Raw genomic sequence first — 17,423 nt, forward strand, 5'->3', positions numbered from 1 at the left:
AGTATCTGGATCTCGCGCGGGCCCACTCACAGGAGGAGGCCCGCAGCGGAAGTCACTTGATGCCGGTGACCTTGAGGCGGGTCAGCGACTGGCGGTGACCCTGGCGCTTGCGGTAGCCGGTCTTGTTCTTGTACTTGAGGATCGTGATCTTGGGACCCTTCTCGTCCCGCACGACCTCAGCGGTGACCTTGACCTTCGCCAGCTTCTTCGCGTCGGTGGTCACCTTCTCCCCGTCCACGAGCAGGAGGGCCGGGAGCTCAAGGGTCTCACCGGGGGTCGCCTGGACACGGTCCATGACGACGATGCTCCCGACGGACACCTTCTCCTGACGGCCACCGGCCTTGACGATCGCGTACACCACGTTCAACTCATCTCTCTAGTCTTGGCGTGCGCGCACGACGGAATCCACCGGCTTTGCTGTGACTCGCTCCGCCGCGGCGGTCGAGTGCGATGCGCCATGGGCACGCAGGACGGGTGCGCAGACAGCACACCGAAGCACTAGGTTACGCGACGCTCCCGAGGGGTTCAAACCGGTGGCGGCGTGGCCTTGCCCACCCTCGCCGCACGACCTCCCTCGCCCCGCCTCGCGCGCCGCACCGAGACGGCACCCAGCCCAGGCAGACAGCCCATTTCACGACCCCGGATATACCGAATCCCGATATTGAGCGCGGCAGAACAAAGACACTCTCAGGACGCCTGGTAATGTTCATGACTGTTTTTTGACCGACACTTCTTCGCCGCACGAGAGGACCCTCCGATGGCGAGCCGCAAGAACGACGGCAAACCCACTGACCATCCCGCCCTGCTGCCCGGCCTGGGCGTCGAACGCACCAGCAGCAACTTCGGCACCAACTGGGGAGTGTTCGCGTTCGCCGCGGTTCTCGTCGCCGGCGTGATCGCCTGGGGTGCGGCCGCACCGGAGAGCCTCGCGTCCGCGTCGAGCACAGGGCTCGCCTGGGTCTCCGGCTCGTTCGGCTGGATGTTCGGCCTGCTCACCGCGGCGGTGTTCGGCTTCATGATGTGGCTCGGTTTCGGGCGCTACCGCAACATCCGGCTGGGGCAGGACAACGAGAAGCCCGAGTTCTCGGTGGTCTCGTGGGTCGCCATGCTGTTCTCGGCCGGCGTCGGCATCGGCCTGCTCTTCTACGGCCCCTACGAGCCGATGACGTACTTCCTCGACCTGCCGCCCGCGTACGAGAGCCTCGACCCGGGCAGCAACCCGGCGATGCATGCCGCCATCGTGCAGACCCTGTTCCACTGGGGCCCGATGGCCTGGGCGTACTACGCACTGGTCGGCGGCGCCGTCGCCTACGCGGCCTACCGCAAAGGGCGCACGCCGCTGATCTCGTCGCTGCTCGAGCCGATCTTCGGTGCGCGCACCAAGGGCTGGCTCGGGGCAGTCGTCGACTCCTTCGCGATCATCGTCACGCTGTTCGGCGTCGCCGTGTCGCTCGGCATCGGGGCGCTGCAGATCGGACGCGGCGTCGAGATCGTCACCGGGGCAGGTCCGCTCGGGAACGGCGCGATCATCGGCATCATCGTCGCGCTCTCCGTCGCCTTCATCCTCTCGGCGGTGTCCGGCGTCAAGCGCGGTATCCGCGCCCTGTCCAACATCAACATGGTGGTCGCGGGGCTGCTCGGGGTCTTCGTGTTCGTGGTGGGCCCGACGGCGTTCCTGCTCAACCTGTTCCAGGGCACGCTGATGACGTTCGTCGGCGACTCGTTCCGCCTCCTGGCGCAGACCGCTGCCACCGCACCCGATGCCCAGGCCTTCATGGACAGCTGGACCACCTACTACTGGGCGTGGTGGGTGTCCTGGACACCGTTCGTCGGCCTGTTCATCGCCCGGATCAGCCGCGGCCGCACCCTGCGCGAGTTCGTCACCACGGTGATCGTGACGCCGAGCGTCGTGTGCCTCGTGTGGTTCACCATCCTCGGCGGCACCTCCATGTGGATGGAGCAGGCCACCGGTGCGCTGAGCTCCGCCGAGTCGCCGCAGGACATGCTGTTCGCGCTGCTGCACCAGCTCCCCGCGGGCACCTTCACCTCGATCGTGGCGATGGTCTCGATCATCATCTTCTTCGTGACCAGCGCCGACTCCGGCTCCCTGGTCATGGCGAGCCTGTCGCAGCGCGGCAACCCGACGCCGAGCACCTGGGTCACGATCGTCTGGGGCATCGCCCTGGCGGCGATCGCAGGCGTGCTGCTGGTGGGTGGCGGGTCCGTGGCCCTGAACGGGCTGCAGAGCCTCGTCATCATCACCGCCCTGCCGTTCGCGCTGGTCGTGATGCTGGTCATGGTCGCCTGGGCGAAGGACCTCGCGCGTGACCCGCTGACCCTGCGCAGGCGCTACGCCCGCGAGGCGATCGTGCAGGGTGTGCGCACCGGCATCGAGGACTACGGCGACGACTTCGTGGTCGGGGTGGTGCGCACGCAAGGTGCGGACAAGGGCGCCGGCGCATGGCTCGACTCCGAGGATCCCGCGCTGACCGAGTGGTACCGGCCCGAACAGGCGGAGGCACCCACCAACGGGACACCCGACCCGACCGAGGAAGCCGGTGAGCCGGAGCCCGTCGGCTCCCGCTGACCGACGCCCGCCCGGGGCGTGCCCGGGTAGGCACCTGGCGACCTCGATCCGCCTGTGCCTACCCTGGGAACGGGTGATCCCGATGGTCTCAGAGCTGGCAACAGAGCACGACGACATCGCACGCGCCATGCGCGCCGTCCCTCGTCGCGACTTCCTGCCGCGCTCCCAGCGACCCCTGGCGCACCAGGACCGGCCGCTGCCGATCGGGCGCGGGCAGACGTCGTCGCAGCCCACGACGGTCGCCGCCATGCTCCGTCTGCTGCGCGTGCCGCTGGGCGCGCGCGTGCTCGACGTCGGCGCGGGCTCCGGCTGGACCACCGCGCTGCTCGCCTACCTGGTGGGGCCGCACGGTTCGGTGCTCGGCGTCGAACGGGACGGCCGGCTCGCCGGCTGGGGCGCTGCCAACGTCGAACGCACCGGGATGCAGTGGGCGAGCATCGAGAGGGCGACACCCGGTGTGCTCGGTCACCCCCGGACGAACGGCTGGGACCGGATCCTCGTGTCGGCGGCGGCACCCGCGCTCCCCCGCGCCCTGGTGGAGCAGGTGGGGTACGGCGGTCGCATGGTCATCCCGATCCGGACGACGCTGCTGCTCATCGAACGGCTGCCGGACGGCAGGACCCGGGCGACCGACCACGGCGGGTACCGGTTCGTCCCGCTCATCGAGGACCTCGCGGAGTGAGTCCGGTCACAGAATGACAAGAACAGGTCAACGTACCGTCTAAAAGCCTTCGCGAGGCGTCCACATTCACCCCTCGGGACCGTAACCTACGGTCCCGTAGGCTCAGGTGATCCGCACGATGGACGAGATCGTCCGACTCCACGGCTGGGAAGTCGACACCAAGCATGTTGAGGACCACATGGCCCACGCTGCCCCCATCGTCCGCGAAGGCTTCCGCCCGACGAAACCCCGCGACCCCCATGCGCAGCCGGTGACCAGCACGTACTCGTCGCTGGCGCGCACCGTGCGCGACGCCGGTCTGCTCCACCGGGCACACCACTACTACGCCTGGACCCTCGCCGCGCTCACCGTCGCGCTCGGCGGGATCGTCACCGGCTTCGTCCTGCTGGGCGACTCCTGGTTCCAGCTCCTCATGGCGGCGGCCCTCGGCCTGGTGCTGACGCAGTTCGCCTTCGTCGCCCACGAGGCGTCGCACCGCCAGGTCTTCGAGTCCGGGCCCCGGAACGACCGCATGGGCCGCATCCTCGCCAACGTGGTGGTCGGGATCAGCTACTCGTGGTGGATGAACAAGCACACCCGCCACCACGCGAACCCGAACCGGGTCGACAAGGACCCGGACATCGCGAACGACACGATCGCGTTCACCGAGGACGGAGTGCGCCAGCACCGTGGGCTCAAGCGGTGGATCAACCGCTACCAGGGCTGGCTGTTCTTCCCGCTCCTCACGCTCGAGGGCCTGAACCTGCACCTCACGTCGATCCAGTCGCTGTTCCGGGGATCGCCGGAGACGCTGCGTGCGCGCGTGCGCGAGCTGGTCCTCATCACGGTCCGGCTCAGCGTCTACGTCGCGATCCTGTTCGTGACGCTACCGCCCGGCATGGCGTTCGCGTTCCTCGGCGTGCAGATGGCCGTGTTCGGCGTCTACATGGGCGCGTCCTTCGCCCCCAACCACAAGGGCATGGCCATCATCCCCGCGGAGAGCCGCCTCGACTTCCTCTCGAAGCAGGTGCTGACCTCGCGCAACATCCGCGGCGGCTGGTTCATGAACATCCTCATGGGCGGGCTCAACTTCCAGATCGAGCACCACCTGTTCCCGAGCATGCCGCGGCCGCACCTGATCCGGACCGCCGCGATCGTCCGGGAGCACTGCGCCAACCTCGGCATCCCCTACACCGAGACGAGCCTGGCGCAGTCGTACCTGATCGTCGTCGAGTACCTGAACCGGGTGGGGCTCGCGGCTCGCGACCCGTTCGACTGCCCGCAGTACAAGTCGCTCCGCAAGGTATGACGCACCAGGACCACGTGGTCGGTAGATCGTCAGGTGATCGGTAAACCCGGGTTGCCGATCACCTGACGATCTACCGACTACGTGTCCTTGTGCCGCCGGCAGCGCGCCTCGTACGACTCCGCCCCACCCACGTGCTCGGCCACCGGCACGAGGGCGCCTCCCTGCCCGCCGGCGTCGGGCACCGGCGGCGCCCCCGCCACCCGGACGTGGAACGCGGCGTCCGCACCGCACACGGAGCACACGGCGGTCAGCTTCTCCACCGACTCGGCGAGCGCCATCAGCTCGGGCAAGGGTGAGAAGGGCTGCCCGTCGAACGTGACCGACAGCCCCGCCACGACCACGACCAGCCCGTGGCCCGCGAGCTCCGAGACCACCGGCACCAGCCCGGCCCCGAAGAACTGTGCCTCGTCGATGGCGACGAGCTCGGGGCCGGAGCCGGTGCCCGTGCCCGAACCTGTGCCGAGCAGGCCGGGGATGTCCGCGGCGTCGGACACCGTGCGGGACGGCACCCCCTGCCCCGAGTGCGAGCTCACCCGGCCGACGCCCCGCCGAGCGTCGAGCGCGTGGCTCACCACGAGCGCCCCGCGCCGGGCGATCCTGGCGCGTCGCACCCGGCGCAGCAGCTCCTCGGACTTGCCCGCGAACATGGGGCCTGCGATCACTTCGAGGCGCCCGGCGCCCAGACCGTCTTCTTTCATGGCTGCCAGTCAAGCATTCCGTTACGTTGCCGCACATGGCCACCGACGTCGAGACCGTGCTGTTGCGGCAGGGCGCGCCGGACGCCTACAGCACCCGGGACACCCCGGGAACCCGCCGCAGCAGGTGGGCGAGCCCCCAGCACAGCGGCACGGAGAGCGCGAGCAGGATCAGGAACTTCACGCCCGCGGGAGCCACCAGCGGCGCGAGCAGCATCGCGACGCCGACGAGCACCAGCGGGTGGATCACGTACACCGCGAACGAGTTCCGCGCCGCGAACCGCGCCCAGGCGGGCCGGCCCGAGAACCGCTCGCGGAACAGCACCACCAGCGTCACGACCGCGCTCACGGCGAAGACGTTCTCGGCGAGCGACGCGCCCAGCTGCACGAGGGCTCCCGCACCCGGTGCCGTGGAGAGCACGGCGGTACCGAGCGCCGCCCCCACACTGACGACCGCCACGACCAGGGCCGCCCAGCCCTGCCGCACGGTGAGCGCGGCGAGCCACCCGCGCCGCCCGGCCAGCAACCCGACCACGAAGAGGGTCACGTACTGCGGCAGGTACGCCGGAGAGGGCAGACCGCCGAACTCCCAGTAGGTGCCGGCCGGCACCACGAGCCGCCAGAGGAACGTCGCGATCGTCAGCAGGACCACGAGTCCGGCGACAGCACGGAGGCGGACCGGCCGCGGCTCGACCTCGGCGGCGGGCAGAGCGCCGGGCTCGCCGGACCGGGCGCCGGACCGGGCGCCGAGCCGGGCGCGCAGCGCACGGAAGGCTGCGTACGCGAGCGACAGCACCAGCAGCACCTCGACGAACCAGAGGGGCCCGGCGTCACCGACGGTGAACCAGAAGTGCAGCAGGGACTCGCCCTCGGCGCTGCGCTCCGGCCACTCCCTCAGGTGCAGCACCGGCCGCGCGACCAGCCAGAACGCCACGAGCGGAAGCCCGAGCCGGAGCAGGCGGTCACGGGCGAAGGCGCCGGGGCCCTTGCGGTCGACGGATCCCGGCACGAACAGGCCGGAGAGCAGGAAGAAGAAGCCCATGAAATAGAGCTGGTTCACGATCACCAGCAGCATCAGCGCGACGCCCGAGGGGCTGCTGCTCGGCTCCGTCCAGTACCAGAGCGGGAGCGCGCCGTAGGTCAGGGCACTGTGGTGCGCCAGGACCAGCACGGTCAGCAGCACCCGCAGGTTGTCGACATGGCCCAGCCGGGCGGTGGTCGGCCGTACGACGGTCGTGGTCATCTCGTCTCCGTGGTTCTTTGCTTCTGTGGTTCATTACTCCACTAATGAACCACAGAACGACGTCCAGCCGCAAGCGAGATGCGGCAGAGAGACCTCCGGGCACGAAAAAACGAGGGCCGCCACCTCGCGGTGGCGACCCTCGTCCAGGTCAGGTCAGAGGCCGAAGAGCCTCGCCCAGAATCCCTTCTTGTGCTCAGGCGACCCCGTCGCCAGCTCCTTTGGGCGGCTCCGGCTGCCCAGTGCCGGAGCCCCCCTCCGGCGCTTCGCTCGCCGGCTGCGCGGCGTCGGCGGGTGAGTCGGCGGAGCCAGGCGACTCGGCAGAGCCCGAGCTCGCCGAAGCGGCGGGCGAGCCACCCGTCGGGAGCTGGATCTGGTCCAGCGTCACGGGACGGTCCTGAGCCGGATCCTTCGGCTCGTGCGCGTGCTGCGCGGCAGCGGCGATCGTGGCGAGCGTCGCCTTCACGGCCTCACGCGCCTCGGACCGCTCCTCGGGCAGGCTGGCGACCGGCGCGGCAGGCTCTGCCGCCGGCGCGGCCTTGTCCTTGCCGCGCTTGCGGCGCGTGCGTGCGGAGCGCGCGCTCTCGTCGGCCGGCGCCGGCGAGCCCCCGGACCCCGTGCCGTTGCCAGACTTCTCGATGGGCTCCTCGTGCACGATGAAGCCGCGGCCCTTGCAGTGCTCGCACGTCTCGGAGAACGCCTCGACGAGGCCCTGGCCCACGCGCTTGCGCGTCATCTGGACCAGGCCCAGCGAGGTCACCTCCGCCACCTGGTGCTTGGTCCGGTCCCGGCCGAGGCACTCGACCAGGCGGCGCAGCACCAGGTCACGGTTGGACTCGAGCACCATGTCGATGAAGTCGATGACGATGATGCCGCCGATGTCGCGCAGGCGAAGCTGCCGCACGATCTCCTCGGCCGCCTCGAGGTTGTTCCGTGTGACGGTCTCCTCGAGCGTGCCGCCCGCGCCGGTGAACTTGCCGGTGTTGACGTCCACCACGGTCATCGCCTCGGTACGGTCGATGACCAGCGAGCCGCCCGAGGGCAGCCAGACCTTGCGGTCCATGCCCTTGGCGAGCTGCTCGTCCACGCGGTGCACGTGGAACACGTCGGTGTTCTCGACCCACTTGGACACGCGCTCACGCAGGTCGGGAGCGAGCTCCTCGACGTAGTGCGCGATCTCCTCCCACGCGCCCTCGCCCTGCACCACCAGCGACGAGAAGTCGTCGTTGAAGATGTCGCGGACCACGCGGATGGCCATGTCCGGCTCACCCTGCAGCAGGGCAGGAGCGTTCGCCTTCTTGGACTTGGCCTGGATCGCGTCCCACTGACCCTGCAGACGCTCGACGTCGGCGCGCAGCTCGTCCTCGCTCGCTCCCTCGGCGGCCGTGCGCACGATGACGCCGGCACCCTCGGGGACCACCTCGCGGAGGATCTTCTTGAGGCGCGACCGCTCGGTGTCGGGCAGCTTGCGGCTGATCCCGGTCATGCCGCCACCAGGCACGAACACCAGGTAGCGGCCGGCGAGCGTGACCTGGCTCGTGAGCCGGGCACCCTTGTGACCGATCGGGTCCTTGGTGACCTGCACCAGCACCGAGTCGCCCGACTTCAGCGCCTGCTCGATCCGGCGCGGCTGCCCCTCGAGGCCCGCGGCGTCCCAGTTGACCTCGCCCGCGTACAGCACGGCGTTACGGCCCTTGCCGACGTCGACGAACGCGGCCTCCATGGACGGCAGCACGTTCTGCACCCGGCCCAGGTAGACGTTGCCGGCCATCGACGCCTGCGACTGCTGCGACACGTAGTGCTCGACGAGCACACCGTCCTCCAGCACCGCGATCTGCGTACGGCCGTCCTTCTCGCGCACGATCATCGACCGCTGCACCGACTCGCGGCGCGCGAGGAACTCGGCCTCGGTGATGATCTGGCGCCGACGACCGTGGTCCCTGCCCTCACGGCGACGCTGGCGCTTCGCCTCGAGACGCGTCGAACCCTTGAGCGCAGTCACCTCGTCGGAACGGCCCGAGCGGACGGCTGCCGCCTCGGCGCGCTCACCACGCGTGCCCCGGCGACGACGCCGACGGCGGCGGCTGCCGCCCTCGTCCTCACCGTCACCGGTGTCCTCCCGGCCCGAGTCCTGGTCGCCCTCGTCCTCGGCGGACGCCTGGGCGTCCTCCTCGCCGTCGTCGTCCTGCTCCTCGTCGGCCGAGTCGTCCCCGTCGTCCGTGCGGTTCGCGCGGCCGCCACGGCGGCCCCGCCCGCCCCGGCGACGACGGCGGCGCGACGGGCGCACCTCCTCGTCGTCGTACTCCTCGAAGTCCGCCGGGGCGAGCTCCTCGAGCGCGACGCCCTCGGCGGCGAGCTCCTCCTCGATGGCGCCGACCTCGTCGACCGCCGCGGCGTCGTCCTCGCTCAGGTTCTCGAGCTGGGCGGCGGCGACCTGCGGCGCGACCGGGGCGGGCTCGGCACCGGCAGGCGCCTGCGCGACATCGCTCGCCGGCTCGGCCGGCGCGTGCTGCGGGGTGTCCTGCGCCTCGGACCGCGCGGCAGGCTCGGTGCTCGGTCCCGTGCGGCGAACCGCCCGGCGAGACCCGGACCGGCGCGCCCTCGGCTCGGCCGGAGCCTCTGCCGCGGCCTGGAGCTCCGGCGCCGTGCTGACCTCGGTCCGAGCCCGGGCCGGCCGCTCCGTGTCCGGCTCGGCCGCACGTGCCGCGGGCGCCTCGGCGGCCGGCTCGACGGGACGGGCGACCGGACGGGCGAACTGCGGCGTCAGGTCCTGCGGACGCGGCGGCCCGGCGGGAGCCTGCGCGCGCCGGGACCGGCGCCCCGCGGACTCGTCAGGAGCCTGGAAGAGCAGCGCCGTCGTGGCGAGGCGCGGAGCGCGCGCGCCAGAGGCGGTACCGACGGGCGACGCCGGCTGCGCCGGCGCCTCGGCGGCGGGCTTGTCGGCCGCGGGCTCGGCGGGCTTGTCAACCGCGGGCTCGGCGGCCGCCGGCTCGGCGGGCTGCTCGGCGACCGGAGCCGGGGTCGGCTCCGATGCCGGACGGCGGCTGCGGCGGGCCCGGGTCCGCGGCGCGGACTCGGCCGGCGCCTCGGTGGCAGGGCTCTCCGTCGACGCCTCGACGGCAGGAGCCTCCTCGGCCACGGCGGGGGCCTCCGCTGCGGACGCCTGCTCAGCGGCCGGCTCGCTCGTGACGGGCTTGCGGCGCGACCGGGCGCGCCGAGGGGCGGGCTCGGCAGCCGGTTCGGCGGCAGGCTCCGCGGCCGCCTCGGCGGCGGGCTCCGCGACCGGCTCGGCCTTCCTGCGGCTACGGCGCTTCGGGGCGGCCTTCTCGGGCTCGGCGGCCGGGCCACCGGGCAGCACGATGTCGTCGAGGCTCGTCACGTCGTGCGCGGGGGCTTCGGCACGGGGCTCCACCGGCTCCGGCAGCACGATGCCTGCCGGTGCGGACTCCTCGGCCGGCGTCTCGGGCTCCGGCGTCACGACCGGCGCGGGCTCCGCGGCGGTCTCGGCGGTCTCAGCCGCCGGCGCGGCCGCGTCGGCGGCCTCGGGCTCGGCGACCGGTGCGGTCTCGGGAGTGATCTCTGTCTCGTTCGGGACCTGCTCGGTCTCCTGGACGGAATCCGCGGCGACCGGCTCGGGAGCGGTCAGCTCTGCCTGCTCGGGGGCCGGCGCGGTGGGCGAGGAGACAGCCCGGGTCGCTCGCCGACGCGGACGCTTGGCGGCCGGTTCCGCGGTCGCGGAGGTCGCCACGACGGCGGTGCCGCCCGTGGTCACGGGCTGGGCCTCGGCCGGGGTCTCGGAGGCGCCGGACGACCCGACGACGATGGGCTCGACGGTGGCCGTCGAGACGACGGACCTGGTGGCCCGACGGCGCGGGCGCTTGGCCGGCGTGGCGTCCGCCGGAGCCTCCCCACCAGTGGTGACCTGGGCGTTCGCCTCAGGTGCGTCGTGATCATCCTGTGACCCGATGGTCGAACCGGTGGTGCTGGAAGGCGTCACGTGAGGTGCTCCTGTAGCCGGCGTCCGCTCCACACCATGCGGACCGCCAGGCGGTCGGTCGTCCGGTCACGCGTCGCGGCGAAGCGACACACCGGACGGAAGTCTCGGCTGCGGCCCTGTTCCCGTGATCTTCGCGGACGCTCGCGGCCACGTTCTGTCGTGACAGCGGCACCGCGTGCGGATCGCGGGCAGTGTTGGACTCTGCAGGCCGCGCGGGGGATGTGGGCCCACGCGGGTTCGTCCAGTATCGCACAGGAGACGGGGCCTGCTCTGCGAGCGCCCAAGCCCGTGTACAGTGGCTTGTGAAGACATTCACAAGCGACGGACGAGCCCTGCGACAGCGCGTGGCCTGCTGGATCAGGTCCGCACCGGCGAGGCCGGGACCGTTCGGAGAAACCACAGGAGCCCGGAGTGGAAGCTCTCGACCTGGCACGGTGGCAGTTCGGCATCACCACCGTGTATCACTTCATCTTCGTGCCGCTCACGATCGGCCTCGCACCCCTGGTGGCCGTGATGCAGACGGCCTGGGTCCGTACGGGGAACGAGCGCTGGCTGCGGCTGACCAAGTTCTTCGGCAAGCTGTTCCTGATCAACTTCGCGCTGGGCGTCGTCACGGGCATCGTCCAGGAGTTCCAGTTCGGGATGAACTGGAGCGAGTACTCGCGCTTCGTCGGCGACGTGTTCGGCGCGCCGCTCGCGATGGAGGCCCTCGCCGCCTTCTTCATCGAGTCGGTGTTCCTGGGGCTGTGGATCTTCGGCTGGGACCGGCTGAGCAAGCGCGTGCACCTGGCCTGCATCTGGGCAGTCGCCGTCGCGGTGAACCTGTCGGCCTTCTTCATCCTGGCCGCCAACTCGTGGATGCAGCATCCCGTGGGCGCCCGGTACAACCCCGAGACCGGCCGCGCCGAGATGGAGTCGATCTGGGCGATCCTCGCCAACAGCACGCTGTGGGCGGCCTTCCCCCACGCGGTCGCCGCCGCCTTCCTCACCGCGGGAACCTTCGTGGCCGGCATCGCCGCCTGGTGGATGGTGCGCCTGGCCCGCACCAAGCGCGCGGAGAACGTCGAGCTCGCCCGGAACGTCTACCGGCCCGCGGTGCTCCTCGGTACCGTCGTCATGCTGGTCGCCGGGATCGGCGTCGGCGTGACGGGCGACCTCCAGGGCAAGCTCATGTACGAGCAGCAGCCCGGCAAGATGGCGTCGGCCGAGGCGCTGTGCGAGGGCACGGAGAGCGCGAACTTCTCGATCCTCACCATCGGCGACCTGTCCAACTCGTGCGAGGGCGTGCGGCACATCCTTGAGGTGCCTGGCGTGACCAGCTACCTCGGCACGGGCAGCTTCTCCGGGCCGGAGAGCTACCTGCCGGGCGTGAACGACGTGCAGGAGACGTACGCCGAGCGGTTCGGCGAGACGGACGAGGCGGGCAACCCCATCTCGTACACGCCCAACCTCGCCGTCACCTACTGGAGCTTCCGGCTCATGATCGGGTTCGCCGCCGGGTCCGCGCTGCTCGCCCTTGCGGCCCTGTGGTTCACGCGCGGCGGCCGGGTCAGCGACAACCCGTGGTTCGCCCGCATCGCGATAGCGGCGATCCCCACGCCGTTCCTCGCCTCGTCGTTCGGCTGGATCTTCACGGAGGTGGGGCGGCAGCCCTGGGTGGTCGCCCCGAACCCCACGGGGATCGACCAGATCCGCCTGCTCACCATGCAGGGTGTCTCCACGGTCGTCAGCCCGGCCATGATCCTCACCTCGATGATCGTGTTCACCGTGCTCTACGGCGTGCTCGGCGTGATCTGGTACCGGCTCATCCACCGGTACGCCGTCGAGGGCGTGCCCTCGACGGTGCGCGACGAGTCGCCCGAGGCCGCGGGCGACGAGACCGACCGTCCGCTCTCCTTCGCCTACTGACGCCCGGCTCCCCCACCTGACCTGACCGACCTGCCAGAGAGATAAGGACGTGACCGTGGACCTCGCCATCGTGTGGTTCGTCATCATCGCGGTTCTGTGGACCGGGTACCTCGTGCTGGAGGGCTTCGACTTCGGCGTCGGGATGCTGATGTCGCTGCTGCCGCGCGGCGACGCCGCGCACCGGGAGAAGGAGCGGCGGGTGCTGGTGAACAGCATCGGCCCGGTCTGGGACGGCAACGAGGTCTGGCTGATCACCGCGGCCGGTGCCACGTTCGCGGCGTTCCCCGAGTGGTACGCCACCCTGTTCTCCGGCTTCTACCTGCCGCTGCTCGCCATCCTGGTGGCGCTGATCGTGCGCGGGGTCGCCTTCGAGTACCGCGGAAAGATCTCCGACGCCGTGTGGGCGCGCCGCTGCGACGTCGCCATCCAGGTGGGTTCCTGGGTGCCCGCGATCCTGTGGGGCGTCATGTTCGCGAACCTGGTGCGCGGCGTCCAGCTCGACGACGCACACCAGTACGTGGGCGGGCTCGGCGCGCTGTTCAACCCGTTCGCACTGCTCGGCGGCCTGACGACGCTCGTGCTGTTCCTGCTGCACGGCGCCGTGTTCGTGGCGCTCAAGACCGACGGCGCGATCCGGGTACGGGCGCGGCGGTTCGCCGGCGTGCTGACGTTCGTCGCGCTGGCCGTCGCCGGGGTCTGGGCGGTCTGGACGCAGGTCTCGTTCTCGGTCGCCTGGACCTGGGCCGTCGTGGCCGTCGGCGCGCTCGCGCTGATCGGCGTCGCGCGCGCCAACGCCGCCGGCCGGGAGGGGTACGCGTTCGGGCTCTCCGCGGTGACCATCGTCGCCGCGGCGGTGCTGATCTTCGGGTCCATGTTCCCGGACGTGATGCCGGGCCTGGGCGGGGGCAGCTCGCTCACCGTCGCCGAGGCGGCGTCGACCCCGTACACCCTGACCGTGCTGACCTGGGTCGCCGTGCTGCTGACTCCCCTGGTGATGCTGTACCAGGGCTGGACGTACTGGGTCTTCCGGCGTCGGCTGACCGTGGACCACATCCCCGCGCCCGCCGGTCTGACCTGGAAGAAGATCAAGGACGCGGCGTTCTGAGGCACGACGGGAGCACGAACGCATGAAGCCCATCGACCCCCGCCTGCTGCGGCAGGTCCGCGCGGCCCGCTGGTACGTCGCGCTGACCGTCGTCCTCGGCGTGGCCGCCGCCGCGCTCATCGTGGCGCAGGCCCTGCTCGTCGCCGACCTGCTGGCGCCGGCGGTGCGCGGGGACGACCTGTCCGGGACCGCGCTGACCTGGTCCTTCGCCGGGCTGGCGCTCGTGGTCGCCGGGCGGGCGGGCGTCGCGTGGGCACAGGAACGGTACGCGCTGCGCGCCGCCGCCCGGACGATCGCCGAGCTCCGGCGCGCCGTGGTCGAGGCCTGGGCGCTGCGCGGTCCCCGGCCGGACGGCGGGGCGTCAGGCGGCGGAACGCCGGACGGGTCCCCGGCGGGCGGGGCCGGAGCGCCGCCGTCGGGCAGCGGGAGCGGCGCGAGCCAGGAGGCCGAGGTGGCGACCCTCGCCACGCGCGGGCTCGACGCGCTCGAGCCGTACCTCGTGCGCTACGTGCCGCAGCTCGTGCTGACGGCCCTGCTGACGCCCGCCCTGGTCGTCGTGGTGCTGGGCCTCGACTGGATCTCTGCGGTGATCCTGGTCGTGACCCTGCCACTCGTCCCCCTGTTCATGGTACTGGTCGGGCGGCTGACGGCCGGGACGTCCGAGCGGCGCCTGGCCACCGTGGAACGGCTGGGCACCCAGGTGCTCGACCTCGTCGCCGGGCTGCCGACGCTGCGCGCGTTCGGCCGGTCGTCCGGGCCGGGCGAGCGGGTGCGCACGCTCGGGGACGCCTCCCGCACCGCGACCATGGGCACGCTGCGCATCGCGTTCCTCTCGTCGATGGTCCTGGAGCTGCTCACCACGCTGTCGGTCGCGATCATCGCGGTCGGGGTGGGGCTCCGGCTCGTCGAGGGTGCCGTCGAGCTGCAGCCCGCGATCGCGGTACTCGTGCTGGCGCCCGAGGTGTACCTGCCGCTGCGGCGGGTCGGGGCGGAGTTCCACGCCTCGGTCGACGGGGTCGCCGCCGCGTCCCGGGCGTTCGCGCTGCTCTCCACCGCGGACGACGCCGCGGACCGGCCGGTGGCCGCCCCCGGTACGACGGCGCCGGGCGTGGTCGCGGAGGAGCTCGTGCTGGAGGGGGCCTCCGTGCGGGCAGCCGGACGCGGGGTCGTCGCCCCCGCGGGGCTGTCCGCGCGGATCCCGCTCGGGCCGGGCACGACGGGAGCCGGTCGGGTCGTCGCGCTCCGCGGACCGAGCGGGTCCGGCAAGTCGACGGCGGTGCTCGTGGCGCTCGGACTGCTGGCGCCGGACGCCGGACGGGTGGGTCTGGTCGCACCCGACGGCGCGTTCCGGGACCTCGCGGACCTGCGGGCCGGCGAGCTCGACGCCTGGTGGGCAGCCCTCACCTGGGTTCCGCAGCGTCCGTCGATCCCGCCCGGGCGCCTGCGTGACGTGGTGCTGGACGGCGCGGCCCCGGGCACCGGGACCGGCCTCGCCCAGGCCGCGCGCCTGACCGGGCTCGACGCCGTGGTCGAAACGCTCCCCAACGGCTGGGACACCCGCGTCGGGCTCGGCGGCGTGGGGCTCTCGGTGGGCCAGCGACAGCGCGTGGCGCTCACGTCCGCCCTGCTGGACGACGCTGCGAGCAAGCCGCTCGTCGTCCTCGACGAACCGACGGCGCACCTCGACGCGCGCGGCGAGCAGGCGGTGCTCGACACCGTCCGCGCCTGGCGGGACGCCGGACGCACGGTGCTCGTCGTCGCGCACCGGGCGTCGCTGCTCGGACTCGCCGACCAGGTGATCGACGTCCGCTCGGCGCCGGACCCGGGTGCGGTTCCGGACCCGGGCACGGTTCCGGACCCTGCGGACGGACCGGCGCCGGCCCCGGCGGGCGACCGCACGCCGGTACCCGCTGGCCGTACCGCGACCGGCCGGGAGGCAGGATGACCACCTCGACACGACCCATGGCAGCCGACCCGCTGCGCCGCGTCCTGCCGCTGCTGGAGGTCCGGCCCGTCAAGGTCGCGGGAGCGGTAGGGCTCGGGGTCCTCGCCCTGGCCTGCGCGATCGGGCTGGCGGCCGTTGCCGCCTGGCTCGTCGCCCGGGCGTACCAGATGCCGCCGGTGCTCACGCTGTCGGTGGCCGTGGTGGCGGTGCGGGCCTTCGGGATCGGGCGCGGCGTGCTGCGCTACTGCGAGCGCCTCGCCTCGCACGACGTGGCGCTGCGGGGCATGGCCGCGCTCCGCGCCAACCTGTACGACCGGCTCGCCGCGCACGACCGTCCGGTCACGGTGCGGCGCGGCGACCTCCTGGCGCGGATCGGCCAGGACGTGGACGACGTCGGCGACGTGGTGGTCCGCGCGCTCGTGCCGGCGGGGGTCGCGGTGGTGACGTCGCTCGGGTCGGTGATCCTGCTGGGCGTGCTGCTGCCCGCGGCGGGTGTGGCCCTTGCGCTGTGCCTGGTGCTCGCGGGGATCGTGACCCCGTGGCTCGCGGCGCGGGCCGCGGCGCGCACCGAGGCACGGGGCGCGGTGGTGCGGGGCGAGGTGACGGCGCTGTCCCTGGAGATCCTCGAGGAGTCGGCGGCGCTGCGCGTCGCCGGCCGGTTCGGAGCGCGCCTGGCGGACCTCGACGCGGCCGACGCTCGTCTGTCCGCCGTCGCCGACGACGGTGCGCGCACCTCCGGGCTCGCCGCGGCGCTGGGCGCGCTCGCGCAAGGGCTCGCGGTCCTCGCCTCGCTCGCGCTCGGGATCCCGGCCGCCCTGTCGGGGTCGCTGTCCGTCGAGGCGCTGTCCGTCATCGTGCTGACGCCGCTCGCCGTGTTCGAGGCCACCGCGGGGCTCCCCACGGCCGCGGTCCAGCTGCACCGGTCGAGGGCGGCCGCGGGGCGGTTGCTGGAGCTGCTGCCCGCTGCGGATCTGCTCGGGGGAACGGACGGGGGCGTCCGGTCCGGGGAAGCGGACGGGGGCGTCCGGTCCGGGGGAACGGACGGGCACGTCCGGTCGCGGGAAACGGGCGCGGGCAGCAGCGTGTCGCCGGCGGCGGGCGACACGCTGCTCGTGCTCGACGACGTCGCCGCCGGCTGGCCCGGGACTGCCGGTGGGCCTGATGCTGCCGGTGGGCCGCGCGCCGTGGTGGAGGGCGTGTCCCTCACGCTGCGGCAGGGCTCTGTCGTGGCGCTGGCCGGACCGTCCGGCGTCGGCAAGACGACGCTGCTGATGACGGCGGCCGGCCTGATCCCGCCGCTGGGAGGTCGGGTGCACCGAGGACAGGCGCACCGAGCGTGGTCGGCAGAACGTCAGATGATCGGCAGCCCGAGTTACCGATCACCTGACGTTCTACCGACCACAACGCCCACGCCTGTGCCACCGCCCGCCGGGCCCGGCAGCGCGCTGTTCGTCGGGGAGGACGGGCACCTGTTCGACACCACGGTGCTGGAGAACCTGCGGGTCGCGCGGGGCGACGTCACGGCCGCGGAGGCCCGGGCCGCGCTCGACGCGGTCGGGCTCGGAGCCTGGCTCGCCGCACTCCCCGAGGGCCTGGACACGGTCGTCGGCACGGACGCGGCCGCTGTGTCGGGCGGCGAGCGCCGCCGACTCCTGGTCGCCCGCGCGCTGCTGAGTCCTGCACGGGTCCTACTCGTGGACGAGCCCGCCGAGCACCTCGACGGGGAGACCGCGGACGCCCTGGTGCGTGCCGTCGCGGCGCACGCGCGCGGGACCGGCCGGGCGGTGCTGCTGGCGACCCACCGGCTGACCCCGCTGGCGGTGGCGGACGAGGTGCTGCTGCTGACTCACGACGCCTCGACCGCCCCGGCCCGGGTCGGATCCCGAGGCCCCCACCCCGACCTCCTGACAAGCAACCCGACCTACGCCTGGTCCACCACCCAGGAGACCCCGATCAGTTGAGCACAGCAGTTCCTG

General features: G+C 72.4%; 11 protein-coding genes. 7 read left to right on the forward strand and 4 right to left on the reverse strand.

Annotated elements, in window-relative coordinates:
* Positions 1-52: 52 nt before the first annotated feature.
* The gene (rplU, locus tag ACYVK7_RS06525) at positions 53-361 is read right to left on the reverse strand and encodes a 50S ribosomal protein L21 (protein ID WP_357462616.1); all 309 of its coding nucleotides are present in this window, start codon (positions 359-361) and stop codon (positions 53-55) included.
* A 396-nt stretch (positions 362-757) separates the two neighbouring features.
* Between rplU and ACYVK7_RS06530 the strand changes: the two genes are divergently transcribed.
* From ACYVK7_RS06530 to ACYVK7_RS06540, 3 genes are all read left to right on the forward strand, one after another.
* Positions 758-2,587, forward strand: a complete 1,830-nt coding sequence (locus ACYVK7_RS06530; protein WP_460886869.1) for a BCCT family transporter — start codon at positions 758-760, stop codon at positions 2,585-2,587.
* An 82-nt stretch (positions 2,588-2,669) separates the two neighbouring features.
* Complete coding sequence (locus tag ACYVK7_RS06535) at positions 2,670-3,269, forward strand: protein-L-isoaspartate O-methyltransferase family protein (protein ID WP_460886870.1); 600 nt, start codon at positions 2,670-2,672, stop codon at positions 3,267-3,269.
* Positions 3,270-3,447: 178 nt separating this feature from the next.
* A complete protein-coding gene (locus ACYVK7_RS06540; RefSeq protein ID WP_460886871.1) occupies positions 3,448-4,557 on the forward strand; it encodes a fatty acid desaturase family protein in 1,110 nt (369 codons plus the stop codon).
* A 77-nt stretch (positions 4,558-4,634) separates the two neighbouring features.
* Here ACYVK7_RS06540 and ACYVK7_RS06545 read toward each other — a convergent pair whose 3' ends face one another.
* The 3 genes from ACYVK7_RS06545 to ACYVK7_RS06555 all read right to left on the reverse strand — a co-directional run bounded on the left by ACYVK7_RS06545 (position 4,635) and on the right by ACYVK7_RS06555 (position 10,489).
* Positions 4,635-5,255, reverse strand: a complete 621-nt coding sequence (locus ACYVK7_RS06545) for a thymidine kinase (RefSeq protein WP_460886872.1) — start codon at positions 5,253-5,255, stop codon at positions 4,635-4,637.
* A gap of 85 nt (positions 5,256-5,340) precedes the next feature.
* A complete protein-coding gene (locus tag ACYVK7_RS06550) occupies positions 5,341-6,495 on the reverse strand; it encodes an acyltransferase family protein (RefSeq protein ID WP_460886873.1) in 1,155 nt (384 codons plus the stop codon).
* A gap of 193 nt (positions 6,496-6,688) precedes the next feature.
* Positions 6,689-10,489 (reverse strand): Rne/Rng family ribonuclease, encoded by a 3,801-nt coding sequence (locus ACYVK7_RS06555; RefSeq protein WP_460886874.1) that lies wholly within the window; start codon positions 10,487-10,489, stop codon positions 6,689-6,691.
* Between the two features lie 411 nt (positions 10,490-10,900).
* On the opposite strand from ACYVK7_RS06555, the gene ACYVK7_RS06560 reads away from it, so the two are divergent.
* The 4 genes from ACYVK7_RS06560 to cydC are packed head-to-tail and all read left to right on the forward strand — an operon-like array spanning position 10,901 to position 17,408.
* The gene (locus ACYVK7_RS06560) at positions 10,901-12,397 is read left to right on the forward strand and encodes a cytochrome ubiquinol oxidase subunit I (protein ID WP_460886875.1); all 1,497 of its coding nucleotides are present in this window, start codon (positions 10,901-10,903) and stop codon (positions 12,395-12,397) included.
* A gap of 55 nt (positions 12,398-12,452) precedes the next feature.
* A complete protein-coding gene (gene cydB, locus ACYVK7_RS06565; RefSeq protein WP_460886876.1) occupies positions 12,453-13,502 on the forward strand; it encodes a cytochrome d ubiquinol oxidase subunit II in 1,050 nt (349 codons plus the stop codon).
* Between the two features lie 22 nt (positions 13,503-13,524).
* Positions 13,525-15,447, forward strand: coding sequence for a thiol reductant ABC exporter subunit CydD (cydD, locus tag ACYVK7_RS06570; protein ID WP_460886877.1), 1,923 nt, complete (start codon positions 13,525-13,527; stop codon positions 15,445-15,447).
* Positions 15,444-17,408: a thiol reductant ABC exporter subunit CydC gene (gene cydC, locus ACYVK7_RS06575; protein WP_460886878.1), complete on the forward strand. Its 1,965-nt coding sequence runs from the start codon at positions 15,444-15,446 to the stop codon at positions 17,406-17,408. The genes cydD and cydC overlap by 4 nt, the downstream gene beginning before the upstream one ends.
* Positions 17,409-17,423 lie beyond the last annotated feature (15 nt).

This window comes from Promicromonospora xylanilytica (assembly GCF_054782895.1).

Bases quoted from the DNA above. Each gene is read 5' to 3' on its own strand.
- ACYVK7_RS06535 (WP_460886870.1), top strand. From the start codon at position 2,670: ATGGTCTCAGAGCTGGCAACAGAGCACGACGACATCGCACGCGCCATG.
- ACYVK7_RS06530 (WP_460886869.1), top strand. From the start codon at position 758: ATGGCGAGCCGCAAGAACGACGGCAAACCCACTGACCATCCCGCCCTG.
- cydD (WP_460886877.1), top strand. From the start codon at position 13,525: ATGAAGCCCATCGACCCCCGCCTGCTGCGGCAGGTCCGCGCGGCCCGC.
- cydC (WP_460886878.1), top strand. From the start codon at position 15,444: ATGACCACCTCGACACGACCCATGGCAGCCGACCCGCTGCGCCGCGTC.
- ACYVK7_RS06550 (WP_460886873.1), bottom strand. From the start codon at position 6,495: ATGACCACGACCGTCGTACGGCCGACCACCGCCCGGCTGGGCCATGTC.
- ACYVK7_RS06540 (WP_460886871.1), top strand. From the start codon at position 3,448: ATGGCCCACGCTGCCCCCATCGTCCGCGAAGGCTTCCGCCCGACGAAA.
- ACYVK7_RS06545 (WP_460886872.1), bottom strand. From the start codon at position 5,255: ATGAAAGAAGACGGTCTGGGCGCCGGGCGCCTCGAAGTGATCGCAGGC.